Source organism: Methylovirgula sp. 4M-Z18 (assembly GCF_037890675.1).
Lineage (GTDB): Bacteria > Pseudomonadota > Alphaproteobacteria > Rhizobiales > Beijerinckiaceae > 4M-Z18.
In genome coordinates this window covers 2605321-2630786 of sequence record NZ_CP149574.1, presented here as the reverse complement: position 1 = coordinate 2630786, position 25466 = coordinate 2605321, and the positions used below count along the sequence as shown (strand labels likewise).

At 60.6% G+C, this 25466-nt stretch carries 23 protein-coding genes; 9 read left to right on the top strand and 14 right to left on the bottom strand.

The genetic code is table 11. The features are described 5' to 3' along the window. Positions 1-307: 307 nt before the first annotated feature. On the top strand, positions 308-1117 hold the full coding sequence (locus V9T28_RS12200) for an invasion associated locus B family protein (protein ID WP_116399217.1): 810 nt from the start codon (positions 308-310) through the stop codon (positions 1115-1117). Between the two features lie 67 nt (positions 1118-1184). Here V9T28_RS12200 and hspQ read toward each other — a convergent pair whose 3' ends face one another. The 7 genes from hspQ to V9T28_RS12165 form a co-directional block, all read right to left on the bottom strand. Then, complete coding sequence (gene hspQ, locus V9T28_RS12195; protein WP_116399216.1) at positions 1185-1514, bottom strand: heat shock protein HspQ; 330 nt, start codon at positions 1512-1514, stop codon at positions 1185-1187. A gap of 169 nt (positions 1515-1683) precedes the next feature. After that, positions 1684-2724, bottom strand: coding sequence for an HpcH/HpaI aldolase/citrate lyase family protein (locus tag V9T28_RS12190; protein ID WP_116399215.1), 1041 nt, complete (start codon positions 2722-2724; stop codon positions 1684-1686). 124 nt (positions 2725-2848) lie between these two features. Next, positions 2849-3229 carry a hypothetical protein gene (locus tag V9T28_RS12185; RefSeq protein WP_116399214.1) on the bottom strand — a complete coding sequence of 127 codons (381 nt, stop codon included), beginning with the start codon at positions 3227-3229 and terminating at the stop codon, positions 2849-2851. Positions 3230-3310: 81 nt separating this feature from the next. After that, a complete protein-coding gene (gene sseA / locus V9T28_RS12180) occupies positions 3311-4180 on the bottom strand; it encodes a 3-mercaptopyruvate sulfurtransferase (RefSeq protein ID WP_116399213.1) in 870 nt (289 codons plus the stop codon). Between the two features lie 291 nt (positions 4181-4471). Next, positions 4472-5278, bottom strand: coding sequence for a hypothetical protein (locus V9T28_RS12175; protein WP_116399212.1), 807 nt, complete (start codon positions 5276-5278; stop codon positions 4472-4474). Positions 5279-5457: 179 nt separating this feature from the next. Then, positions 5458-6168, bottom strand: a complete 711-nt coding sequence (locus V9T28_RS12170) for an alanyl-tRNA editing protein (RefSeq protein ID WP_116399211.1) — start codon at positions 6166-6168, stop codon at positions 5458-5460. Next, positions 6165-7196 carry a cysteine synthase A gene (locus V9T28_RS12165; RefSeq protein WP_116399210.1) on the bottom strand — a complete coding sequence of 344 codons (1032 nt, stop codon included), beginning with the start codon at positions 7194-7196 and terminating at the stop codon, positions 6165-6167. The genes V9T28_RS12170 and V9T28_RS12165 overlap by 4 nt, the downstream gene beginning before the upstream one ends. A gap of 212 nt (positions 7197-7408) precedes the next feature. Here V9T28_RS12165 and V9T28_RS12160 point away from each other — a divergent pair, with 212 nt between their 5' ends. The 5 genes from V9T28_RS12160 to V9T28_RS12140 all read left to right on the top strand — a co-directional run bounded on the left by V9T28_RS12160 (position 7409) and on the right by V9T28_RS12140 (position 12329). Further along, entirely contained in the window at positions 7409-8086 is a 678-nt protein-coding gene (locus tag V9T28_RS12160) for a hypothetical protein (RefSeq protein WP_116399209.1), read from the top strand. A 35-nt stretch (positions 8087-8121) separates the two neighbouring features. Next, entirely contained in the window at positions 8122-8862 is a 741-nt protein-coding gene (locus tag V9T28_RS12155) for an SDR family NAD(P)-dependent oxidoreductase (protein ID WP_245423887.1), read from the top strand. Between the two features lie 194 nt (positions 8863-9056). Beyond that, positions 9057-10076 carry an AraC family transcriptional regulator gene (locus V9T28_RS12150; protein ID WP_116399207.1) on the top strand — a complete coding sequence of 340 codons (1020 nt, stop codon included), beginning with the start codon at positions 9057-9059 and terminating at the stop codon, positions 10074-10076. Positions 10077-10122: 46 nt separating this feature from the next. Then, positions 10123-10437: a hypothetical protein gene (locus V9T28_RS12145; protein WP_210210405.1), complete on the top strand. Its 315-nt coding sequence runs from the start codon at positions 10123-10125 to the stop codon at positions 10435-10437. A 395-nt stretch (positions 10438-10832) separates the two neighbouring features. Beyond that, positions 10833-12329: a cyclic nucleotide-binding domain-containing protein gene (locus tag V9T28_RS12140; protein ID WP_116399204.1), complete on the top strand. Its 1497-nt coding sequence runs from the start codon at positions 10833-10835 to the stop codon at positions 12327-12329. A 121-nt stretch (positions 12330-12450) separates the two neighbouring features. Here V9T28_RS12140 and V9T28_RS12135 read toward each other — a convergent pair whose 3' ends face one another. The 5 genes from V9T28_RS12135 to mtnA form a co-directional block, all read right to left on the bottom strand. Further along, entirely contained in the window at positions 12451-13425 is a 975-nt protein-coding gene (locus tag V9T28_RS12135; RefSeq protein ID WP_116399203.1) for an HlyD family secretion protein, read from the bottom strand. Beyond that, positions 13422-15746 (bottom strand): ABC transporter permease, encoded by a 2325-nt coding sequence (locus V9T28_RS12130; protein WP_116399202.1) that lies wholly within the window; start codon positions 15744-15746, stop codon positions 13422-13424. The genes V9T28_RS12135 and V9T28_RS12130 overlap by 4 nt, the downstream gene beginning before the upstream one ends. A gap of 1 nt (position 15747) precedes the next feature. Then, positions 15748-16800 (bottom strand): HlyD family secretion protein, encoded by a 1053-nt coding sequence (locus V9T28_RS12125; RefSeq protein WP_116399201.1) that lies wholly within the window; start codon positions 16798-16800, stop codon positions 15748-15750. Positions 16801-17063: 263 nt separating this feature from the next. Then, complete coding sequence (locus V9T28_RS12120; protein WP_116399200.1) at positions 17064-18026, bottom strand: nucleoside hydrolase; 963 nt, start codon at positions 18024-18026, stop codon at positions 17064-17066. Positions 18027-18133: 107 nt separating this feature from the next. Continuing rightward, positions 18134-19228 (bottom strand): S-methyl-5-thioribose-1-phosphate isomerase, encoded by a 1095-nt coding sequence (gene mtnA / locus V9T28_RS12115; protein ID WP_116399199.1) that lies wholly within the window; start codon positions 19226-19228, stop codon positions 18134-18136. Positions 19229-19461: 233 nt separating this feature from the next. Between mtnA and V9T28_RS12110 the strand changes: the two genes are divergently transcribed. Genes V9T28_RS12110 through V9T28_RS12100 form a run of 3 tightly spaced genes read left to right on the top strand, consistent with a single transcriptional unit; the run spans position 19462 to position 22854 of the window. After that, a complete protein-coding gene (locus tag V9T28_RS12110) occupies positions 19462-21495 on the top strand; it encodes an FUSC family protein (protein WP_158554706.1) in 2034 nt (677 codons plus the stop codon). Continuing rightward, positions 21492-21695: a DUF1656 domain-containing protein gene (locus tag V9T28_RS12105; RefSeq protein WP_116399197.1), complete on the top strand. Its 204-nt coding sequence runs from the start codon at positions 21492-21494 to the stop codon at positions 21693-21695. Before V9T28_RS12110 ends, V9T28_RS12105 begins: the two co-directional genes overlap by 4 nt. Before the next feature lie 10 nt (positions 21696-21705). Further along, the gene (locus V9T28_RS12100; protein WP_116399196.1) at positions 21706-22854 is read left to right on the top strand and encodes an HlyD family secretion protein; all 1149 of its coding nucleotides are present in this window, start codon (positions 21706-21708) and stop codon (positions 22852-22854) included. A gap of 56 nt (positions 22855-22910) precedes the next feature. Here the strand turns inward: V9T28_RS12100 and V9T28_RS12095 are convergent, their stop codons facing one another. Then, positions 22911-24098, bottom strand: coding sequence for a CaiB/BaiF CoA transferase family protein (locus V9T28_RS12095; protein WP_116399195.1), 1188 nt, complete (start codon positions 24096-24098; stop codon positions 22911-22913). A 113-nt stretch (positions 24099-24211) separates the two neighbouring features. Further along, positions 24212-25414, bottom strand: coding sequence for a mandelate racemase/muconate lactonizing enzyme family protein (locus tag V9T28_RS12090; RefSeq protein ID WP_116399194.1), 1203 nt, complete (start codon positions 25412-25414; stop codon positions 24212-24214). Between the last annotated feature and the right edge of the window lie 52 nt (positions 25415-25466).

Sequence of the window (25466 nt, the reverse complement as noted above, 5' to 3'; positions counted from 1 at the left end):
GTCGCCGCATTTGTCGCATCCGGTCAAAAACAGGCTCACCAACACGATCGATGCAACGCGAACCATGAGTTTTGGCATTTTTCTCTCCAAGTTGCCGAAAGCTTAGCATGCGAGCCGGACGAGCGACAATCTGTCGCCCAAAGCCGGAGTAATCCGCCTTTCTCGCCCGAAGGGCTGGAAAAGCGGTGCGAGAATCGCTATGAGCGTCCGCAGTCAACTTGTCGCCGTATTCTTCAGGGAAGAGCGGGTTCAAGTTCCCTGCGCGGCGCCTGTTCGCCCCGCTGCCTGGAAGAGTGGAGAGATTTCGATGTTTTTGTCCGCTAAGCGCCTTGTCGCTATGAGCGCCACGGCGAGTGTGATCCTCGCCGGTACCCTGATCCTATCGACCGGCGCATTCGCACAGCAGGCGGGCAAGCCGGCGGCCCAGGCCCCGGCCGCACCTGCTCAGGGCGGCGCGCAGCAGCAGCAACCCGATCAGAACACCGGACCGCAATCCGTGAGCCTCCAGCCGGTGGGCCAGGAATGGATCAAGCTGTGCGGCGCCGAACCCGCTCCGCCGCCTGCTCCGGCCGGCACGCAGAAAAAGATCTGCTACACGACCCGCGATTTCGGCCAGGACCCGGCTGACGGCCCGATTTTGGCCATGGCGGTCTATGACACCCAGGGCGATGACACGAAAATCGTCCGCTTCCTGACCCCCGTGGGGCTGATGCTGCAGCGTGGCATCCGTGTGACGGTCGACAAGATCGCGCAATTGCAGCAGCTGGAAGGCAAATATACGATCTGCATTCCGAACGGCTGCTTCGCTGAATTGCAGATGAAGTCCGCTCAGTTCGAAAGCCTCAAGAAGGGCAACGCGCTGACCGTTTCGGTCAAGAACGCCTACGACGCCCAGGTCGACTTCACCATCCCGCTGCAGGGCTTTGGCGCCGCTTTCGACGGCGCGCCGATGGATCCCAAGAAGCTCGAGGAACAGCAAAAGGCGATGCAGGATGCGATGGAGGCGCAGGCGCGCCAGAAGCAGCAGGAACTCGAACAGCAGCAGAAGCAGTTGCAGGGTAATGCCCCGGCATCGGGCGCACCCGCGCCTGGCGTGACCCTGCCGCAGCCGAAATAAACCGATTCCCGATCGGGAAACAAAAACGCGGCCTTGTGGCCGCGTTTTTGTTTGTCGGGGCAGAAGTTTAGTGCCGCGACTGCGATTTCATCTTGTAGGACCCGTTCCGTGTGCGGGTAAAAATCTCGCTCACTTGCGGATGGCGGACGGGAGCGCCCGAGGTGTCGGCAACCAGATTCTGCTCCGACACGTAAGCAAGATATTCGGTCTCGGCATTTTCGGCGAGCAGATGATAAAACGGCTGGTCCTTCGAGGGCCGCGTACCCTCAGGGATCGACAGCCACCATTCTTCCGTATTGGCGAAGACCGGATCGATGTCGTAAATCACGCCTCTGAATGGATATTTGCGATGTTTCACAACATCGCCAATGCCATATTTGGCCGATCGTTCTTTCATGGCGGGACTCACAGACCTGAACTGGTTTTATTGCTAACTATAGTGCATTCAGGCGACCAATTCCATGCTGTCCCGTCGGAATGGGTCCGCTTCCCTTGCTAAGGGAATGAAAATCACATTTATATAGTGTGTAATTCTTAAATCCCGGCCTCGACCGGCTGCCAGGCCTCTAGAGCCCGTACAATTCGGCGAAATCCTTATCCTTTGCCGCGACTTGCTTGGCGAGATCGACAATGACCTTCGCCTGTTTCCACGTGGCATCGTCCTGCATTTTGCCGTCAATCATCACCGCGCCGGTGCCGTCGGGCATGGCGTCCAGGATTTTCCTGGCGAATTTCACTTCTCCGGCATCGGGCGAAAACACCGCCTTGGCGATCGCGATTTGCGAGGGGTGCAGCGACCAGGCGCCGGCGCAACCCATCAGAAACGCGTTGCGGAATTGCGTTTCGCAGGCCTGCGCATCCGAAAAATCGCCGAACGGGCCATAGAAGGGCTTGATGCTGTTCGCCGCGCAGGCATCGACCATTTTGGCAACCGTATAGTGCCACAAATCCTGCTGGGCGATCGTGCGCAACCCGTCGCCGGAGGCATCGCCGAGCACTTTGTAATCGGGATGGCCGCCGCCGACACGGGTCGTCTTCATGGCGCGCGAGGCGGCAAGATCGGCCGGCCCCAGGCTCATGCCATGCATGCGCGGCGAGGCGCTGGCGATCTCCTCGACATTTTTCACGCCTTCGGCGGTTTCGAGAATCGCATGGATGAGAATCGGTTTCTTGACCGCGAACCGCGCCTCGAGCTGCGCCAGGAACTGATCGATGTAATGGATGTCCCACGCGCCTTCGACCTTCGGTACCATCACGACATCAAGCTTGTTGCCGATCGCGCCGACGATCTCCAGGAGATCGTCGAGGATCCAGGGCGAGTTTAATGCATTGATGCGGGTCCAGACGCCGGTGGTGCCGAAATCATTGGCTTGCACCATTTCGATGAAGCCTTTGCGCGCCGCCTCCTTGGCGTCGAGCGGGATGGCATCCTCCAGATTTCCGAGGATCACATCGACTTGACCGACCAGTTCCGGGACTTTGGCGCGCACCTTTTCGAGGTGCGGTGGCACGAAATGGATCATGCGTTCGAGCCGCACCGGCAGCGCGCGAAAGGGGGCGGGAGCGCCGATGGCAAGCGATTCGTAAAATTTACGCGGCAGTTTCATCGGCAAGCCCCTCTCCATGCATGCTGCATTGCGAGATAAGGCTTTCACGCGCCGAACGCAACGAGGGATTCACGATCCCTGGGTCGTGGTGAACCGCGCCATGGTCATGGCGCGGTTCAGGTCTTTAGGACAAAGCCGACACTTTTGTCGTAACACGTTCCTCAGCCGCATGTTCCAGCAGATGGGTGACATAAGCGCCGATGCCCGGGCGTAGTGCTTGCAGCGACACGAATTGGCCGCTCGGCAGCCGCAGGCCGTCCCGATACAGGCCGGATTCCGCTTGGGCGAACACCACTTGCGCTTCGGGCCCAAGGCTGTGCGCCTTCTGCAGATCTTCCGGAATTTCCGTCAGCATGAGCCGCGTGTCGCACTGCATGCAAACGGCGGTTTTGGGATCACCCGCGGAAGCAAATCCAATGGATCCGCTCGGGAACCGGGTGGTCACATAGGTCTCGCCCTCACGGGCAGGACGCGAACCATACATTTCGAGGGAATAGTCGCACATTGCTGGCTCCTAGACTCTACGTCCCTCAGCCCTTTGATTTGTTATAATCCGACATTGCGGCATTGTTGCGTCGGATTCGGGTCATTTGGTCGTGGCGCCAGTTGCGACGGGCAGATCCGGCCGTGCGCCCCATTCGGACCAGGAGCCGTCATAGAGCGCCGCGATCGGATGACCGGCGCTCGCGGCGGCGAGCGCCAGCACGGCCGCCGTCACGCCGGAACCGCACGACGTGATCACCGGTTTGGCGAGGTCGACGCCGGCTGCGCGGAACGCCGCGATAATCTCGTCCGGCGACTTCAACTGGCCGTCGCGCAGGACCTCACCAAAGGGCAGGTTGAAACTGCCGGGCATGTGACCGGAACGCACGCCGGGCCGTGGCTCAGGCGCTTCGCCGCGAAAGCGCTCCGCCGCGCGCGCATCCACCACTTGCGCGTTGCCGTCCGCAAGGGCACGCACAACGTCGGCTGCAGCCGCTACCGCGCCGCCGTCGAAATGCGGCGTGAAGGTCGTCGGGACGCGATGCGTCACGCCAGTTTCCAGGGCGCGTCCCTCGGCTTTCCATTGCGGCAAGCCGCCGCGCAGGATTTTGACGTCCTTGACGCCGAATGTTCGCAGCGTCCACCAGACGCGCGGCGCCGCGAACAAGCCCGCGCCATCGTAAATCACGTAGCGCATGGTATCGCTCAGGCCGAGCGCGCCCATGGTGGTGGCGAAAGCATCCGGCGTCGGCAACATATGGGGCAGGCCAATGGATTTATCGGCGATTTCGTCGATGTCGAAAAACACCGCGCCGGGAATATGTCCGGTCTGGAAACCCGCTTCGCCGGTATATTCGGCGCGGGCGTTGCGGTTTTGCGCCGGCAGATACCAGGACGCATCGATAATAGCGAGGTCGGGCTCGGCAAGATGCGCCGCCAGCCATTCGGTCGAAACAAAATACGCATCCCTCATGATTTTCAAACCTCTCCAAGCGTGCGCCGGCGCACCGCAACGTTTTGTTAACCCTGTCATATCTGGCCCATCGCAGCAACACTTCCAGGCAGGAGGGTCAGATGGAAGAGCGCCGCAATCAACTTCTCGCACCATGCGCCATGTTCATCGTCTGGCTCATCGGCTTCGGCTGGATGTATTTTCATTTGATGAACAGCACGTGGTCATAAGGATCCCCCCGCGGGTTCGCGTCCGCGCCGATGTCTTGGCCGGCGGCTCTAGCAGCGAAGAGCTGACGCGCTGGCCGTGATCCTAGTTAACGTCCTTGAGGAACTGCACGTACCAGCTCGGCGCGAGCCGGCGCTCGATATTGTCGGGGATCTTCATCCGTTCACTCTGCATCACCACATCATATTCTTGCTCACGATGATAGATCGCGCTCCCCAAGTGATCCGCATCGTCTGAATTCTTTTTGAACTGCTCCCTATCCTGTTCGGACACAGCATAATTGTCGTCCATGAGCGATCGCATGGTTTTGATCTGGTCGAACCAACGATTGAAGCACACGACCATGGCGAGGTGCCATCCGCGCGGCCCGTCGATATGACGGCGTCTTGTGAATTCCTTGAACGTCTCTCCAAAATTTTCAGCGGTGCAATCGACTCGGTCTCCTCCAAGATCATCCTCATCTCTTATCTCGTCCATCAGCGCGGTGATTGAAAAGGTGGCTTTCCCACTATCGAACATCAATGTGAGCAACGACTTGGAAAGCTTATCGCTCTTGTTCCACTCGGCTTCCTCATCGCGCGCTTCCCGCTCGTAGAGACGCAGATCTTCTATCTCGCTTTGCAGCAGCGGCGCATTTTTCTTGGCGGCCCGATCGAGATAGAACCAGTAGCGCCATTTGAGATAGCGCGTCGCATTGACCGCCTTCACCTCCTCATCAAAGATGGCTTTCGTTTCGGCGGTATATTCTTGGATCGCCTGAAGATTTCGCTCGCTTGCGGTCGTTGCCCAATTATGCGCGAAGGTGATCAGAAGGGCAGCGGTGCCGAATAGAAATGCCTTCGCAACGTCCGCCTTGATTGTCTCGAAAAACTGAAGGCTGAAGATGGGCATGGCTGCTTCCTCCGGAAGAGACGCCGACATTAGTCTAGCGCGAGGTAAGCAAGACATGTGATAATGACGTCACACGTGCTGATCGCCATGTTGAATTTGGCGTTGTTATTGGCGCAAGGCTTAGGACTTTTTGACTACACGGAGAGTTTCACGCTGCGCTTTTGCAAAGCTTTCCTTTCTTAGCGAAGCGCGATCCGCACCCGGCGGTTTTGCTTGCCCTTCTTTTCGATTGATGTCACTTCGATCGCGCCGATCTCGCCCAATGTGCCGACATGGGTACCGCCGCACGGCTGCAAATCGAGTCCCACGATCTCGATCAGCCGGACGCGCCCCGTGCCCATCGGCGGCTTCACCGACATGGTTTTGACAAGACCTGGATTGGCGAGCAATTCGTCGTCGGTAATCCAACTCTGTCGCACTTCGGCATTGCTCGCGACCATTGCTTTCAGCTTGGCTTCGATCTCCGCCTTGTCGAGCCCGGCTTCGGGAATGTCGAAATCGAGACGTCCGTCGCCGTCGCCGATCGCGCCGCCGGTGACGGGATAGGGCAGGGCGACCGAAAGCAAATGCAGCGCAGTATGCGCCCGCATGCGCGAATAGCGCACCGGCCAATCCAAGAGCAGGGCAACCGCTTCGCCGGGCGCCGGGAGATCCTGCCCCTCGGCGGGCACGTGCACGACGGTCGTCTTGTCGGCGTCATAGACGGTGGTCGCTATGGCGATCTCGCGGCCGTCGCTGCGCCGCAGCATACCCTTGTCACCGGGCTGGCCGCCGCCTTGCGCATAGAAAATCGTGCGGTTGAGGACGATGCCGCCGCGCTCGTTGACGGCTAAGACCTGCGCCTCAGCCTGTTTGAGATAAGCGTCGGCGCGAAACAGCAACTCGGTCATATGGTCATATCCGCGACGGGCGCAGGCCTGTCCATCCACGCGGGGACGGGCAGGTTCTTGCTGCGCAGGAAATCCGGGTTGAACAATTTGCTCTGATAGCGCACGCCCGAATCGGCAAGGATCGTCACGATCGTATGGCCGGGGCCGAGGCGTTTGGCGAGGCGGATGGCGCCGGCGATATTAATGCCCGAAGAGCCGCCGAGCAGCAGCCCCTCGTTCTCGGCAAGATCGAAGACGATCGGCAGCGCCTCTTCATCGGGAATTTGAAACGCAACATCGATCGGCGCATCGACGAGATTGGCGGTGACGCGGCCCTGCCCGATCCCTTCCGTGATCGACGAGCCTTCCGATTTCAAAACATGGTCCGTGTACCAGGAATAGAGCGCGGCCCCCATCGGGTCGGACAGCGCGATCTTGATATTGGGGTTGCGTGCCTTCAACGCCATGCCGACTCCCGCGATCGTGCCGCCCGAGCCGACCGCGCAGGTGAAACCGTCGATCTTGCCTGCAAGCTGCTCGTAGATTTCCGGTCCCGTCGTCTCATAATGGCCGTGGCGATTGGCGACATTGTCGAATTGATTGGCCCAGATCGCGCCGTTCGGTTCGCTCTGCTTGTATTTCTCGGCCAGCCGCCCGGAATATTTCACATAATTGTTAGGGTTGGCGTAGGGGACGGCCGGCACCTCGATCAACTCGGCGCCCTGCAGGCGCAGCATGTCCTTCTTTTCCTGGCTTTGCGTGTCGGGGATGACGATCACCGTGCGAAAGCCGAGCGCATTGGCCACCATGGCAAGGCCGATGCCGGTATTGCCGGCCGTTCCTTCCACGATCACGCCGCCCGGCCGCAACGCGCCGGACTTCACCGCGTCCTGGATGATCGCCAGCGCCGCGCGATCCTTGACCGAGCCGCCCGGATTCATGAATTCGGCCTTGCCCAGGATGGTGCAGCCGGTCTCCTCGGAGGCACGGCGGAGCTTGATCAGTGGGGTATGGCCGATGGCGGCGATGACGTCGGATTTGAAAGACATGAGGGCCCAAGACGGAAGTTGCGGTTTTGCAGGGAGACTAGCGAATAGTTTCGCTGGGTAGAACGTGATTTTTTGGCTGCGTCTGGCTGGATTGTGGATTTTGCTGCCTATATGGGTCTGAGAGTGTTCTTTTCCACAGATCTGTTACAGGATCTACGGTCACGCAAGGAATGGAGCCTGCTAGTTTGGTTTAACGGATGTGAGTGTGTGCGATGTACCATCAAAATGAGCCGGGAGGGGTTATCGGCCAGGAAAAATGGCTGCATGGTTTGCTGGCAGCCTATGCCGCTGGGACCTTGCCCCCCGCTTTACATGCGATGATGGGAGCGCATCTTTGCCTCAATCCGAGCAACCGGCAATATGTCGCGGCGCTGGAGACTTTGGCGACCAATGAGCTCGATTGCTGCCGCCCGCAGCCGGTGCCGGGGCGCGACGCCAAGCTTGCCGCGATCTATGGCTGCGGCCAGCTTTCCTCCCCCGAAAAGGCGATGACCGGGGAAACGGTGCCGCGGGCCTTGCGTGCCTATGCCGGCTCCTGTTTCGATTCCGTGGCCTGGTCGCCGTTCGAGAACGGCTTGCGTATGTGCAAGCTTGGCGCCTGCGGCGAGGGCAAAGGCCGCCTGGTCGAAATGCAGCCGGGGGTGGCCTTTCCGACGTGTGCGCTCGGCGAGGATGTCGAATTCATCCTGGTGCTGACGGGCGTGCTCAGCGATGGCGCCAACGACCATCGGACCGGCGATATCGTGGTACGGCAGGATCCGGCCTGGCAGGCGCATGTGATGGGCACGGCCACGTGCCTGTGCTTTGCGGTCCGCGCGCCTCGGCTGGCGCTGAAATGTCCGATGAGCAAGGCTTTGCAGGCCGCCTTTCCCACGGAAGCTCGCGCTTGATGTATCGCGCGCGGCCTCCGGACGGATGTGCGTGGGTGACGGGCGCGAGTTCGGGAATTGGTTATGTCGTAGCGTTGGAACTGGCGCGGCGCGGCTATCGGGTCGCTGCGAGCGCGCGCCGTGCCGATGCCCTGCAGGATCTTGTGGCCACGGCGGCCGGCATGGCTGGCACCGTCCGCGCCTATCCGCTTGACGTGCTGGACGCGGCGGCGACGGCGGCGGCGATCCCGCAGATCCGTGCCGATCTCGGGCCGATCGTGCTGGCGTTTTTGAATGCCGGGAGCAACGTGCCGGACAAGGGCCTCGGCTTTGGCGGCGAAGGGTCCCGGCGGACCTTTGATCTCAATCTGACCGGCACGCTAAATTGTCTGCAACCGCTCCTGCCGGCGATGACGGAACAGGGCAAGGGTCAGATTATCATCAACGCCTCGATTGCCGGCTACGGACCGTTGCCGACCGCCATCGCCTATGGCGCCAGCAAGGCGGCGTTGATCCATGTTGCCGCCGGCCTGCGCTTGAAACATGCGCGCGACAATCTGCTGTTTCAGGTGCTCAATCCGGGTTTTATCCGCACGCCTCTCACAGCCAAGAACAAATTCCCCATGCCGTTTTTGATGGAGGCGGATGTCGCGGCGCGGCGCATTTGCGACGGCTTCCAGCGTAGCGGCTTCGAAATCACCTTTCCGCGCCGTCTTGCCTGGCCTCTGAAGGCGCTGAATCTCTTGCCCTGGCCGGCCTATTTGTGGTTGCTCGGGAAAGCGAATCTGAAAGATTAGAAGAAGGGGTTCCGCAGGGCGCGATGCCGCGGCAAGCCCCCGCGACTCATGTCGGCCTCTCGGCTGATGATTTTCGCAACGCAGTTTTACCAGCCTTAAAATCTTTAATTCCTGTTTTGTGTCGGGCGCCTTAGAAAAGAAGAAAACCGACTTGGCGCGGCTAAAGATGTGTTGGAAGACAAGGGGTGGGAACCATGTTGGAAATCAGAAGCGTCGAGCGGATTCATTCGGCCACCAAGGCAGGAGCGATTGTCGATGATCTGATCGCGCAAGGCGTTTCGCCGTCAGAGGCTTTGAAGGGAACGCATATTCCTTTTTCCGAGCTTCATTCCCACGAAATCCGCATCTCGCAAGAACAATTGTTGACGGTCTGCGCCAATGCCATGCGGCTCTCGTCGGATCCGCATCTACCCTACCGGATCGGGACATCGATCCACCTCTCGGTCTACGGCATGTACGGATTTGCGATTCTGAGCTGTCCGAATTTCCGGTGGGCGATGGAGTTCGCGACCAGGTATCATCTGCTCGCGGCCCCGCTCGCGACGATTGCGTTTTCCGAGCACGATGCGGTGTCGACGTGGACGATCGAGACGCTTCCCAATCCGAAGATGGATGACCGCCTCTCGCGATTCATCGTCGAATTGCAGGTCGGCATCCACACGTCCCTTCACCGCGACATTATGGGGCCGTCTTTCGTGCCGCGCGAAATCTCGCTGCGCCACGAGCGGGGAAGCGATTTCAATTTGAGCGAGGAATTGGTCGGATGCCCCGTGCGCTGGGGACAAAAAGCCAATCAGATCAGCTTTGACTCCGCCGCGCTCGATGAGATGCCGAAGCTCGGCAACCGTGCGACCCATTCGGCCGTGGTCGAGGCATGCGACGCTTTGCTGGCGGGTATGGAATCCTATCGCGGCGTTGCGGCCCAAGTGCGACGGGCGATCGTGCAGATAGGCCCGCGGAAGGCGACACTCGAGAATGTGGCCGCGCAACTGGGCATGACGGGCCGCACCATCCGGAGGCGTCTGCTTGGCGAGCAAACCTCGTTTCGGGCGCTCCTGGACGAAGTTCGCAGCGAACTCGCCATCAAATATCTCAAGGAAACCACGATGGCCAATGAGGATGTGGCGGCCGCGCTGGGCTTTGCCGATCCGGCGAATTTTCGCCGGGCGTTCCGCCGTTGGACGGGACACACACCTAAGCATTTCCGCCGCTGAGCGATCGAGCGATTCGGGTGAGAGCAGCCCAGAGCAGGAAAGCGCCGTGAAGGTGATAGGAAACATGAAGGATGACGTTGAGAAGCTTAGGGGCGCGCTATTCTCAGACTCCGAACGGGGTCGAAAATCGTTCGACACCCTCATCAGGTTATACAGGGGTATATCCCTGTCCTCAGCAGCCCTTCCAGATGAGTGTTTTGAGATAATCATAGATATATTGTCTAGTGACAAACTATTTTCAAAGAATGGAATTGATTCATTCGTGATGGAACTTTCTACCGATATGGGGAGATTAACTGAGCAACAAAAATTCGCTCTTATGGAGGGTATGCGCGGAAATACGCGAGGTATAATAATTTGAATTTTTGCTGGGCGGTCGGCGATTTGATTGCAAGATCGTATGACCTCGAAGCGGCGATCCGCATATTTGCCGAACTGTTCCCCAGTTCCACTAAGAATGGAAAGGAGGGAATTGCGCTCGGGTTGGACGTACTTCGAAGAAAATCTCGCTCCGACGAGCGGCTCCTGCAAGCGATTAGGGCCATATTGAATCCGAACTGAATCTGACTCGTTGATGGGGGCCGCGTGACAGGGGCGTTTTTGGGAGCGCGATGCATATAGTCTGGGTTCGCGCCGCCCGGCTGACGAGCTTGCAAGACAGCGTCGGTGGCGTCATCACCCGCGCCTATAACGGCCTCGACCGGATCACCGGAGTTGACCGCAAAACCCAAACGCGTAGAAATCGGTGCACGCATCATGACCGACATCCTCGCCGATCCTTTCGTTCAAACAGGGCTGCTTGCCGTCATCGGGGCATTGGTGACGCGCATTCTATTGCGCAATCATCCGACCCGCCGCTTGATTGGGCAGTCGCTGTTTTTTGTTGCCCTGACGGCCTTGCTGCTCGCGCATGGGATCGTGCCCTACGAGCCTGCGCCCCCGGAGCCAAATCTTCAGCGTGTCTTCATCGGGCTTGCCAAAATCATTTGGTGGACGAATGCCGCGTGGTTTCTGATCAGTATCGTGCGGGTGTTCCTGATTTTCGAACGGACCCCGCGCGAAGGGCGGCTGCTGCAGGATCTGGTCGTCGGCATCATCTATGTTGGGGCTATCCTCTCGGTGATGTCCTATGTCTTTGACGCGCCGATCGGCACTTTGATGGCGACGTCGGGCGTCGTCGCCGTCATTCTCGGCCTTGCCATGCAGAGCTCGCTCAGCGACGTCTTTTCCGGCATCGCGCTGAACTTGAGCCGACCCTACGGTGTTGGCGATTGGCTTGTCCTGGCGAATGGGATCGAAGGCAAGGTCGTCGAAACCAATTGGCGCGCCACCCACCTGCTCAACGGCGTGAACGATCTGGTCATCGTGCCGAACAACGATCTGGCCAAGGCGCGGCTCACCAATATGAGCAGCCCGGATCGGACCCACGGAATGACCATCGCCGTCCGGTTCCGGCCGACGGTTCAGCCGGCGATCGCGGCCGACGTCATGCGTTCGGTTCTCTTGAGCAGCGATATCATTCTGACGCGGCCCGAACCAAGCGTCCAAATCACTGATCTCGACGCGGCGGCCGTTCGGCTCGAATTGTTCTTTCACGTGGCCGACATCTCGCTCATTGCATCGGCGCGAAGCGAGGTTCTCGACTTGGTTTATCGTCATTCCAAAGCCGCCGGTCTGATCCTCGCAGCGCCGCTTGAAGGCAGCCTTGCGCTGATGGATTCGAAGGCGGAGGAAGCGCCGGCGCAGCATCGGACAACGCAATTGCGCCTGCTCGATGCGATCCCGATTTTCGCGTCGTTGACTGAAGACGAGAAGGAAGCGCTCGCCGCGACGATGACCCGCCGGACGTTCCGCAAGGACGAGATTCTGGTCAAGCAGGGCGACGTGCTGACCTCATTGATGGTGTTGCGCACCGGTGTCGCCGCGGTCACGCAGAGCGATCACATGCGAGAAACAGAACTGGGCCGCCTGGCGCCCGGCAATTTCTTTGGCGAAGTCGGTCTGTTGACAGGCGCCGGCGAGCTGACAACCGTTCGTGCTCTGACCTTCGTGGTGGTGTATGAAATCAGCCAGGCGAGCTTGGCGGGGCTGATGCATGATCGTCCGGCGATTGCCGAGGAACTCGGGACGATTCTCGCCAAACGCACCGCGCATGCCAAGCATGTGCTGGAGCAGGGGAGCGGGCACAGGCATCTCGAAACGGTGCCGAGCGTAGTCGCGCGGATCCGCGATTTGTTCAATCTTCGAACCTGAATCTCGCGATACAGACAGTTTTGTGTCTCGCCGACCTGAATGTGCCGCTATCGGGTCTGATTGCGGCCTTTCCGCGCAATTGCGCCAGGCTTTCGGTGCGGGCATGTCTACCGTGCGCACGTCACTTGTGCAGGAAAACGGTCATTCCAGGGGAAAGCCCACCGCTGTCGCCAGTCGGATCCACGCGGATAAAGAAGCTATTGAGATCGTGGTCGCCCACCGCCCTTGCTGCGCGCCACGTCGCGAATTCGCCAAGGGGACGAAATTCGGTGACCGTTCCTTGCTCCTGTTTGCCGTCATCAAGATCGAGTGTGACCTTGCTGCCGATGGCCAAGCCATCCAGATTATCCTCGCGCACGGTGAAGGCAAACCATGTCCCGCCGTCGGGAATGAACGTCAGCACCGGCTTGCCGGGCGTGAGGACTTCGCCAAGCTCGGAGACCGTGGTGCCGATCGTGCCATTGCCTGGCGCGATGATCCGCGTCTTGTCCAGCTTCGCGCGCGATGAGGTCACTGCGGCAGAGGATTGCGTTACCTTCGCAGCGGCCAATGCCCTCTCTTCCGAAATGGGACCCGCCAACGCTTCCGCGTAGATGGCCTTTTTCTGGTCGAGATCGGCAGCGGCCTTGGCGAGGGTCGCCTGGGTGAGTTCCGCTTGGGAGCGGCTGTCGATGTTTTGCTGCGCCAGCGATGTCGTGCGGGTATTGACCTGCTGCGCGAGCGTCAAATTCGCCTCGGCCGTGTGCACGGCTTCCGCGTCGATTTGTACTTCCTCTTTGCGGACGCCGGCATCGACATTGGCGCGATCCGCGCGGGCATTCACCAGCGCGGCTTCGCCTTCACCCACTGCGGCCACCAGATCGGGGTTGTCGATGAGCGCGAGCAAATCGCCTTTCGCAACATGTTGGCCCGGTGAGACGGCGACGTTCTGCAGACGTCCGTTGACTTCCGGCGCAAGGCGAATTTCGGTTTGCCGCACCATGCCGATAATAGGCGCGGATGGCGGTTCGCTCTGCATCTGATAATAATAATAGCCGCCTCCGGCCACGAGGACGACCGTCAAAATCACAAGCAGTTTTTTGCGCCCGCTGCTCATGGAGGAGCCTCCGCGAAGGAAAACCGGCGCGTGGCGATGAACGCCAGCGTTCCGTAAACCAGCGCCATGACCCAAAGCCTGATGCAATCATGCGATACGTCACCGATCGATGCACCCATCTGATTGACGCGCACGATGCCGTCGATGCCGAAGGTGGAGGGAATCGCGCTGGCAATGACGCGCGCGATTTGCGGCATCGCGTCCACCGGCCACGACACGCCGACCATGAAGAACAGCGGCAGGCCGAGGCCCATCATCACGATCACGGCCGTTTCACGGCGTTTGACGATGGCGCCGACAAATTGGCCGAGCAAACTAACGGCGAAGATGAAGGGCACGACGATCGCCAGGAGGTCAACATAATGGTCAGTCGACGCATAGCCGTAGATGCGCGGCAACACGAAAAGGTAGAGGAGGTAAAACGGCAGAACGAGGGCAAAATGCGCCAGGCTCTGGCCGATGATTGCAGCCGGCTCTCCCCGCTGCAGCCGAGCTTCCTGGCCGCGCTGCGATGTGTTCACGCCGCCCAATGTTGCGACACCCATGAGCAGCGTTTGTTGCAAGATAAGGATGAGGGCGGCGGGAACCACATAGGAGAGATAACCGCCGGTCGGATTGAACAGCGGCGTACTGACGAATTCGACCGGCGCGGCCCTTGAGACGGCCGCATGATAAAGGCTGCCGTCCGAACGCGCCGGCCCCGCTTGATAATCGGTCCCGACCGCCGCGATGGCTTCGCTGATTCCCCCTGCGGTACGATTGTACAAGAGGAAATAGGCGGAATCGGCGTAGACCGGGATGCGCGCGCTGTTGCCTTTGAGATAATCGCGTTCCGTTCCCGCGGGAATGCTCACGACGCCGAAAACTTCGCGCCTTGCGATTTCCGCTTGTGCGTCAGACAGATTGAGGGGACGTCGCGCGACGCGAAGGGCTTCATCCGCATTCAGGTTTTGGATGATGGCGCGGCTCAACTCGGTATTGTCGTCGTCGACCACCGCGATTGGGACGTTGCGCACGAGTTGCCCGACATAGGGTTGCGGATAATAGGCGGCATACAGCGTCGGCGCGATGACGAAGAGGCCGAACGCGCCGACATCGCGTAGCACACGGCCGTATTCCTCCTTAAAGGCGCGAAAAATCGTCAGTCGCCCAATGATCGGCTCGGGCGCAGGCGTGGATGTGTGTTGCGGCGGATTGCGCAGAACCGCTGCTGCCCTGAGCCAGGACAGGACGAACAGCGCGCTGGCGAGCGTAAATAAGATGCTCAAGGGCACGAGCGAATCCCGCATCGGCACGTCACGCGCCGCCTGATCGAAGAGGATCTGGATATACCAGCGCAAGGGCAGGAGCGATCCCCACACATGGGCAAAGCCTTCCATGCCGATCGTGGGAAACCCGACGCCGGCAAAGCCGAAAGCGGGGGAACAAACCATGCCGGTGAGCGAGAGCCCTAGCGGCAATTGCTTGGTCAGAAGCGTGAAGAATGCGCCCATCAGCAAATAGGCGATCGTCATCAAAATGGCTCCTGCCGCGACAATATAAGGAACTCCGCGGAATTGAATGCGGAAGAAGCCATGAACGACGAACAGATCCACCACCAGCATGAGGATGAAGATGCCAAGATAGGGCAGAAGCTTGCCCACGAGGGCCTTCAACGGGCTGCCGCCCGCCGTTTGCAGCCATTCCCGAATGTTGCGCTTCGGGCCGAATTCCGAACCGACTGAAAAGGCGCCCGTAATGCCGATGAGAACGTGCAACACGGTTGGTATGACGGCGCGCAAGAGGAACTGCGCATAATTGAGTTCGGGATTGTTCAAAGCATATTGCTGCGGCACAAGCGTGCCGGGCGCATAGGAATGCGAGCCGCTCGACGCCTTGGGCAGCGCCGCGGCAAAGGCCGATACCGCACTTTGAATCGCGCTGTTGGCTACATTTCCGGGCGTGAAGAATTGTTTGTTGTAAAATCCGATGACCTGCGGGCGCCGGCCGGCGAGAAGGTCACGCTGAAAATTTTCCAGAATGAAGACGGAGGCAATCGCCTCGCCCGAGCGGATCGCGTGCATCGCGCTTGTCAGATCGGTCGCGCGCGAGGTGATCCGAATATTGGGGGACGCATCTACCGTCTGGACCAGACCGTCGGAAATCGCGGTCCGATCCGCGTCGACGACGTCTATATGCAGGTTCCGAATGACGCCATTGCTGAAGATGATCGTCAGAGCGCCGATGACGATCAAGGGAAGATAGAGAACAAGGAGCCGTGCGACGAAATCGCGCCGCAGCCATGCGACCTCGCGCGCAGCGACGGCTGCCACGCCCGCCATTTTATTTCGCCTCCTGAACGTCGAGATAGGCGCTCATGCCAGGCCGCAATTCCGGAATTTTCTCGGTCGGGTAAGCGCGCACCTCAAACGTGCGCAAGTCGAAATCGCCGGTCGCGCGGGTGGCGCGCCAGCTCGTATACTCGCCTCTTGCAGCGATCCAACGGATTTCGGCGGTGATCTCGCGGTTGCCGAGCGCGGGGATATGCACTTTGTGCTTGTCGCCGACCTTGATCCGTTTGACGAGGTCTTCACGCAAATCGAACCGGAGCCAAACGTCATTGAGATCGACAAGCGAGAGGAGCGGCACGCCGGGCGCGACATATTCGCCGATTTCGACGCCGACCTGATAGACTTGGCTGTCAGAGGGCGCCTTGATCGTCAACTCGTCGACCTGCGCCTGGAGGCTGGCGATCGCGGCATCAGCCTGCGTGACGCTCGCGGCTGCGACGCCTTTTTCCTCGGGCGTATAGCCTGCGATGGCTTCTGCCAACGATGCCTTTGCCTGATCGAGCGCCCGGTTCGCCACTTCCAGCGATGCTGTCGATTCTTCCAAGCTTTGGATCGACGCAATGCTGCTCTCGGACAGCTTGCGGGTGCGGTCATAGGTCTGCTGCTGCAGCTTCACATTCGCTTCGGCCGAGGCGATCGCCGCTTTCCGGGCATCGATGATTTCTTGCCGCGTTCCGACCAGGATGCGGGCCAGGTTCGCAGCGGCCACCCCGCGCGCGGCCTTGGCCTCGTTGAGCTTGTCGACAAGCTCTGGATTGTCGATGGCTACGAGCAGGTCGCCAGCCTTGACATTCTGCCCCCGATCAACCGGTCGTTCGCTGACCCGGCCATCGACGCGGGCGGCAATGTCGATCCGGCGCGCATCGGCTTCGCCTTGCACCAGAAGCGGTTGCGGTTGTGCAGCATACCAAAGCGCCAGCGCGACGATGCACGCGACGACAACGGAGAAGAGGATGACCCTCGGCAGTGCCGACGCTTCCGCCGGCCGCTCCTTGGCACCTGACGAGACAGGGCCCGGAGTTTCCACCTTTGCCGTATCGCTCATTGGCTTGTCCCCGCACGCAGCGCACCGGGTGGTGCCGTGAAAAAAGGGCGCTCGATAGGCCCGCATAATGGAGAGGAGATTTTCTTGCTGTCAAGCCGCATCGAGATAAAGCTCTTTGGTTGAGCGATCGCTCGCACATACCACAACACAGCCGATCAGGCCGAGGCATGAAGTGGCCAAATATGGCGCCGAGGCGGCCATCTGCTTCATGATGCAGCGGAACGAGCGCGATTGTGCGGAACCGCGCTCGGTCCTCTTTCGCTTCACTTCAGCGTTTCGACCAGCATCGCCTTGAAACGCGCAGCATCTAAAGTCCAGCAGATGTCGGCCTTTATGCCGGTGCCGAGCGCATGCTTCCATGCGACGGCGTTGTCGGCGTTCCGGGCGACATTGAGCCGGTCGACGATCGTCATGCCACGGGTCGATTCGCTGGCGCATTCGATCTCGACGAAATGACGGCTCCACGTCGTTCCGATCGTGCGGTCGAGCGCGACGGCCATCGCCGTTGGATCGGCAAGCGAAAGGCCGCGCTCGCCCGTCTGGACGAAATAAGCCTCCTTCGCACGGCCGTTGCAGTCGATGGCAAAACGGGCTTTTGCGGTGCCGAGTGCCAGGATCGCGGCGATCTCGTCTTCCGTCACGACACTGTCACCGCGCGACACGTGCCAGCCCACCATTTCGATCGGCAAGCCACCGCGAAAGACCATGCGCGCAGCTTCGGGATCAACCCAGATATTGTATTCGGCTGCGGGCGTGACATTGCCTTCGCAGCAGGGCGCGCCGCCCATCACGACGCAGCGCGCGATCTTACCGACAATCGACGGGTCTTTCGCCACGGCCAATGCGACATTCGTGAGCGGGCCAAGCGTCACGAGCGTCAAGCCCGGCTCGGCATGGCACAAGCGGATGATGGCGTCGACCGCATGTTCGGCTTCCGCGCTGCGCGCGGGCGCCGGATAGTTGCGGTCACCCAATCCATCGTGGCCATGGAACCAATGCGCATGTTCATGGGCGCGGGTGAGCGGCGCGGCGGCGCCTTTGAAGACGGGCACATCCGCGCCGCAGATCTCGGCCGTATAGAGGGCGTTGCGCGTCGCTTGTTCCAACCCGACATTGCCGGCGACGGTGGTCAGCCCCAGGACGCGGACGTCTGGCGTCGACAACGCCATGATGATCGCGACGGCGTCGTCGGAAGCCGTATCTGTATCGATGAGAAACGCGCGCATGCCTGCTCCAAAAGAATCTTGCCGCAAGGTGGCCGAGGGGAGATGAAAGATGAAAAAGGCGCGGCGCCGCTCTTAGGCACTGCGCTGATCGCTATGGGCCCTGATCGTCAGCTCCGCTCGGGAAACATCGCCTTGAGACCGGCGGCTGAGGCCTCCGCGATGCCGCGTTCCGTGATGAGGCCGGTGACGAGCCGCGCTGGTGTCACGTCGAAGGCGGGATTGGCGGAGGGGCTTGCTTCCGGCGAAATGCGGACCAGCGAAATATCGCCCTTCTCGTTGCGGCCCTGCACAAAACTGACTTCATCGCCATTGCGCTCTTCGATCGGAATTTCGCGGATCCCGTCGCGCACCGTCCAGTCGATGGTCGGCGAAGGCAGCGCGACATAGAAGGGGACGCGATTGTCGTGGGCGGCAAGCGCTTTCAAATATGTGCCGATCTTGTTGCAGACATCGCCGTCGGCCGTGGTGCGATCGGTGCCGACAATGACCATATCGACCGCGCCGTGCTGCATGAGATGGCCGCCCGCGTTGTCCACGATCAGCGTGTGCGGCACGCCATGCTCGTTGAGCTCCCATGCGGTGAGCTGTGCGCCCTGATTGCGCGGCCTGGTTTCGTCCACATAGACATGGACTTTGATGCCGGCCTCCATCGCCATATAGATCGGTGCCGTCGCAGTTCCGTAATCGACCGTTGCGAGCCACCCGGCGTTGCAATGGGTCAGGATATTCACCGGCTCGCCAGGCTTCTTGCGCGCGGCAATCTCGCGCACGACCGCGAGCCCGTTGCGGCCGATGCTGCTGTTCAACGCGACATCCTCGTCGGCAATTTGCGCCGCCTTTTCATAAGCAGCTTTCGCGCGGTTTTCTGGCGCGAGCGGGTGCAAATGGTCGCGCATGACATCCAGCGCCCAGCGCAGATTGACCGCGGTCGGGCGGGTCGCGTTCAAAAGGGTCCGGGCCTTGTCGAGCGACGCCTCGCTCGGATCGGCGTGCATCGCGATGGCGATGCCATAGGCCGCCGTGACCCCGATCAGCGGCGCGCCGCGCACCCACATGTCGCGAATGGCGGTCGCGACATCTTCCACGGTTTTGAGCGTGACGACGCGGAATTCGTGCGGCAGCCAGCGCTGGTCGATGATCTCGACCGAATGCCCATCCTCATGGGGCCAGATGGTGCGGTAATGACGGCCGGCAACTTTCATCGAGCTTCTCCTTAGCGCAGGCGTTCGATGACGACATGGATTCTCATCTTATTGTGGAGGGCCGAGCGATCGACCGCAATAGGGCCGACGTATCCGCGCAACGTCTCGATCTGGTTTCTACATATGCGATGTGTAAAAAATATTTCAAAGACACCTCGCCGCGGTTCGGGAGAGTCGACAAGCCTGTCGTAAGCGGCCAAATTGCCGGGCAACACTTGCTTCTTTCGACGTCCATGATTTCTTTGACCGCAAACCGGATCGCCAAGCTCAAGGCCGTGGGTATTCCGCTGCTCTACGGCCTGCGCCTTTGGCTGTCGATTGTGCTTGCGCTCTATGTTGCATTCCGGCTCGAGCTCGATGAGCCGGGATGGGCGGCCACGACCGCTGCGGTCGTGTGCCTGCCGCAGGTCGGTTCATCCTTGCGGAAAGCCTGGTTTCGCATTCTCGGCACGCTGGTTGGGGCTGTGGTCAGCCTGTTGCTGGCGGCGTGGTTTCCGCAAAGCAGGTTTTTGTTTCTCACGAGCATCGCCGTATGGGCCGGCGCTTCGGCTTTCGCGGCGACGCTCTTGCGGAATTTTGCCGCTTATGGCGCAGCCCTTTCCGGCTACACCGTGGCGATCGTTGCGGGCGGGGCGCTCGGGGCCGTTGGCGGCCTCAATGCCGACGCCGTCTTCGATTTGGCGATCGGGCGCGCGAGCGAAATTGGCATCGGTATCGCATGCGCCGGATCGATCCGCGCAGTGACCGATATCGGCGATGCGCCTCGGAAGCTTGCGGCCGCTTCGGCGCGGCTCTATGCCGACATCATGCGCGGATTTGCCGACACGTTGGCGCATGCGGGTGAAGATCCAATCGACACGCGGCCCGTGCGGCGCGAGCTCTTGAAACGTGTGATTGCCCTTGATCCGCTGATCGATCAGACGATCGGCGAGTCGTCGCAGATTCGGGCCCATTCGCCGGTAATGCAAAGGGCGGTCGACGGCCTCTTCGCCGCCTTGGTCGGTTGGACCGCGGTTGGAAATCATTTGGGGCGGCTGTTGCGGGGAGAGGACCGGCAACAAGTGGAGATCGTCCTGCAGTGTATTCCGTCGGAACTGCGCGCGGTCGTGGAGCGGTCGGACGGGACGTCGTGGGCTGCCAATCCGCGCGATCTGCGGCACCTGTGCGAGGCCGGCGTGCAGCGGTTGAACGGCCTTACGGCAGATACACCTTCGCTGCGGTTGCTTGCGGACAAGACGGCGGTCGCGCTGGCGGGGATGGTCCATGCGCTCGAAGGATTGGCGCTCGTGGCTCACGGGCAACGCCCGCGCTCTTTGCGCGGCACCATGTATCTGCGTGTCCCCGATCTTCTGCCGGCGCTTGTCAATGCCGCCCGCGCTTTTGTGACCATCGCCGCGCTCGCCTTGTTCTGGGTCATCACGGGATGGCCGGGCGGTGTCGGCGCGATTGTTCTGGCGATGGTTCTGGTCATTCTCCTCGCGCCGCGGGCCGATCAAGCCTATGCCACCGCGCGCGCTTTCGCGACCGGCGTCGTCATGGACGTGCCGCTGACCGCATTCATCCACTTCGTCGTGCTGCCGAGCGTGCCGGCTAATTTCATCGCCTTTAGTCTCGTTCTAGGCGCCTGCCTGGTTCCGCTTGGTGCGCTGACATTGTGGGCGGGGAAACCGTGGCAGACGGGCATGTTCAACGCCATGACCATGCTCTTCGTCTCGATGCTTGGGCCGACGAATTTGATGAGCTACAATGATCTGGGATTCTACAACAGCAGCTTGGCCACGGTGACGGGTTGCCTCGCCGCCTGTGCGTCCTTCCGCCTGATCCCGCCGCTTTTGCCCAGCTTTCGCGCGCGCCGTCTTCTCCGTCTCACCTTGAAAGACCTGCGCCGCTTGGCCAAGGGGCGCATACATCGGGATTGGAACGGTCATGTCTTCGGGCGGCTCGCTGTGCTGCCGGCGGAAGCATCGCCATTGCAGCGGGCGCAAATGCTGGCGGCTTTTTCCGTTGGCCGCGAAATCATTCAGCTCCGCTGCCTTGCCATTTGGCTCGGTCTCGACGCCGACCTTGAGCGCGCGCTTACACCTGTCTCGCAAGGCCATAGTGTGCGCGCCATTTCGGAGCTCGCGCGTTTCGACTCCGTCTTGACGGCGAAGGGGGAGGCCGGCATGGCGACACAAACCGTGTTACGGGCGCGCGGCAGCATTATCGTGCTGTCCGAGGCGCTCGCTTTGCATGGTGCCTATTTCGATACCGGAGCGCGCGCATGAAATTCGTCGAAGTCGATGTCCTGGGTGTCTATGTCGCGCCGATTGCGGTGATGCTGCTCGTCGCCTGGATCATCACGATTATCCTGTGCCGGATCGCCGATCGTTTCAGCCTGCTCCGTTACGTTTGGCATCCACCCCTCTTCGTGGGGGCGGTTTATCTGATCGTCCTCTCCTCCATCGTCCTCTTCGCCGCACGTTGAGCGTTCCGCCATGTCCCAAACCGAAACCAATCCGAAAGTTCAACCCACCGAACGCAAGCAAGAAGCGCCCTGGTCGCCCGATCTCGTGGTCGGTACGGCGCCGCGCAATCCGATGCGGCGGACTTTTTCGGTGCTGCTCACGCTTGCCGTCGTTGCGCTTGCCGCAGTCCTCGTGCGGGCCATGTGGTCCGCCTACATGGATGCGCCCTGGACGCGGGACGGAACGGTCCGCGCCTATATCGTGACCGTTGCGCCGGAGGTAGGGGGGAACGTCGTCACTTTGCCGGTGGCCGACAACCAATTTGTGCACAAGGGCGATTTGCTGCTGCAGATCGATCCGACCAATTACAAGATCACGTCCGAACAGGCGGAAGCCGCATTGCGCCAGGCGCAGGCGAATGCGCAGAATGTCGACGCGGAGATGGAAATCCAACGGGCGCAAATCGCGGCGAGCCAGGCGCAAGTCGACCAGGCGCAGGCGGCATTGACCTTCGCGAAGCAGCAGGCGACGCGTTCGCAGGATTTGATGCAAAGCAACGCCGGAACGATTCAGAGCGTGCAACAGACGGAGTCCCAATTGCGGCAACAGGAGGCTGCGCTTGCGAGCGCTGATGCGGCGCTGAAACAGGCGCAACGCCGCATCGACTCGCTCAATGCACAGCGCAGCGGCGCGGAAGCGAGCGTCGGCCAGGCGCAGGCACAGCTCGATCGTGCCAAGGTCAATCTGGAGCGCACGGAAATTCGCTCACCGGCGAATGGCTGGGTGACCAATCTCATCGTGCGGTCGGGCGCCTATGCCTCCGCGGAGAAGAGCATCATTTCGATCGTCGACGCCGATTCCTTCTGGGTCGATGCGTATTTCGAGGAAACCAATCTCACGGATATTCGCGTGGGCGACCCGGCCGAGGTGAAATTGATGGGGTACAGCGACATCGTCCATGGTCACGTCGACAGTATCGCGCGCGCGATCAGTGTCGCGAACGCGCAACCGAATGGGCAAGGCGTCGCGACGGTCAATCCGATTTTCACTTGGGTGCGGCTGGCACAGCGCATTCCGGTTCGCATCCATATCGATCAGGTGCCACAAGACGTGATTCTCGCCGCCGGCATGACGGCGACGGTGCAAATCGATGCGCCGACGCACACCAAAGGGCCGTAGGCGGCCGGGCAGAAAAGAGGATCCCTTCGTGACGAAGCGACGTCGCGCTGCTGGATTCATTCTGATTTTTCTGAAGCGGACTCTCGAGAGTGCTCGATGCCGGCGAGGAGCGCGCCGGAGCGAAGGGCGTTCTCGATGGCAGCTTCGCTCACGGCCCAATCCTTCAGCGCTTCGTGTGTATGTTCGCCGCGCCTTGGTGCGGACCGCTGAATCTTGCCGGGTGTGCGCGAGAAACGGGGTACTGGCCGCGAGTGGCTGAGGCTGTCAACGGTCTCGAACATGGATCTTGCGCGATTGTGCGGATGCTGTGTCGCTTCATCGAGCGACAGGACAGGAGAAAGGCAGGCGTCGCGCCCCTCGAACAGCGCCGTCCATTCTCCGCGCGTTCGCGTTTCGAATATTTCCGCAAAACGCCGCCGAAGGTCCGGCCAATTGCGGTGGTCGTTGCGGTCGGGAAGATCGACCTTATCGAGGCCGACGAGGCGGAGCAATTCGAGATAGAATCGATCCTCGATCGCGCCGATGGCGACATAGCGGTCGTCTTTGGTTCGATAACACGTATAGAACGGAGCGCCGCCATCGAGAAGATTTGCGCCACGCTGCGGCGCGAGAGCGCCCGCCTGGCGGAACGCATGAAAGACGGTGAGGAGGCTGGTGACGCCATCGATCATAGCCGCATCGATCACCTGGCCGCGGCCAGATTGCCGCGCTTCAAAGACCGCGCACATCAGGCCGAACGCCAGATACAATGCGCCACCGCCATAGTCACCAAGCAGATTAAGCGGCGGAATTGGCGGCCCGTCGCTCGATCCAATGAGATCAAGCGCTCCCGTCAACGCAATGTAGTTGATGTCGTGCCCAACCGATTGGGCAAGAGGGCCATCCTGGCCCCAGCCCGTCGCGCGGCCATAGATCAGGAGCGGGTTTCGTTCCAGGCATGTTTCGGGCCCAAATCCGAGCCGCTCCGCGACGCCCGGCCGAAAGCCCTCGATGAGGATGTCGGCTCGGTCGATCAGTTCCATGACGAGGGCAAGGCCGGCCGGCGTTTTGATATCGACGGCAACGGACCGCTTGCTGCGGTTGTGCAAGTCGAACTTGGTCGGAATTTCGACGTTGCGGTCGCCGGCTTCCGGCTTGTCGATACGAAGGACGTCGGCGCCGAGATCGCCAAGGAGCATGCCGCAGAACGGCACCGGGCCAAGGCCGGCAAACTCGACCACCTTCAGTCCCGCAAGCGGCCCCAAGTCCCAACTCCTTCAAGCAATCATTCTGATTGGGCGCGATGATTGTAAGTCTCATTTCACCTGACAATGAGACTGAAACAAAGCCAAACTACGCCTAGCCAAACAGGCTTGGCTCAAAGGCTTTTGGCGTCCGACACGCGGCGGTGCACGGTGTACGCCCGATTGAGGTCGGGATGCAACGACAACCCCAGACCCGGGCCGGGCGGGACCGTGATCATGCCGTCCTTGACCTCCGGCAATGCGGTCACAAGGTCGCGGTACCAGGTGCGGTAGAAGGCGCGCACGCTTTCCTGCACGACTGCGTTGGGCGCATTGAGCGAGAGATGGGTCGATGCGGCGAGAACCACCGGTCCCGTGCAATCGTGCGGCGCGACGGGCAATTTCCATGCTTCGGCCATGGCGGCGATCTTGCGGGCCTCCGAGAGACCGCCGCACCAGGATATGTCTAGCATGACGATTCCGGCCGCACCGGTCTCCAAAAGCTCGCGAAACGCCGCGCGGCTCGCCAGGGTCTCGGAGGCGGAAATGGGGGCGGGGCTCGCGGCTTGATAGCGCTTCAGATCGGCAAGGCTGTCCATGCGAATCGGATCTTCATGCCAATACGTCGCATAGGGCGTGAGCGCTTTGGCGATCTTGATTGCGGGCAGCAATTGCCACATCGAGTGAAACTCGACCATGATGTCCATCTTGTCGCCAACCGCCTTGCGGATCTTTTCGAAAGGTGACAGCGCCGCTTTGAGGTCCGCCGCCGAAATATCGAGGCCGCGCGTTTTTTCGGCCGCATGGTCGAAGGGCCAGATCTTCATCGCCGTAATGCCTTCGGCCAAAAGCTCCTGCGCCAATTCGTCGGCGCGGTGGAGGAAGCCGTTGAGGTCGTCGAAATTGCTTTTCGTTCCCAGCCCATAGTTCGACGTCGTTTGTCCCGTGTCATCCTTGATATATTCGGTGCCGGCGCAGGTGTTGTAGGTGCGGATCGATTTACGCGAAAAGCCGCCGAGCAATTGCGCGATCGGCAGTCCCGTCGCCTTGCCGAAAATGTCCCACAACGCGATATCGAACGCGGAATTGCCGCGCGTTTCGGCCCCGCTAGAGCGGAAGCCCAAATAGCCGATAAGATCGGCGGACAGCAGGTCGATCTCCAGGGGATCGCGCCCGATCACACGAGGTGCGACATATTCGTGCAGATATTCTTCGACCGTGCGCGATAGATAAAAAGTCTCACCCAGTCCGGTAATGCCTTCGTCGGTGTGAACTTCGACCCAAAGCAGGTTGGGCCGTTCTTCGACGCGGACGGTTTCAATGGCGCGAATCTTCATGATCGGGCGATTCCTCAAAGGAGAAGCATGTTCGATGTGTGCGGCGAAGCGG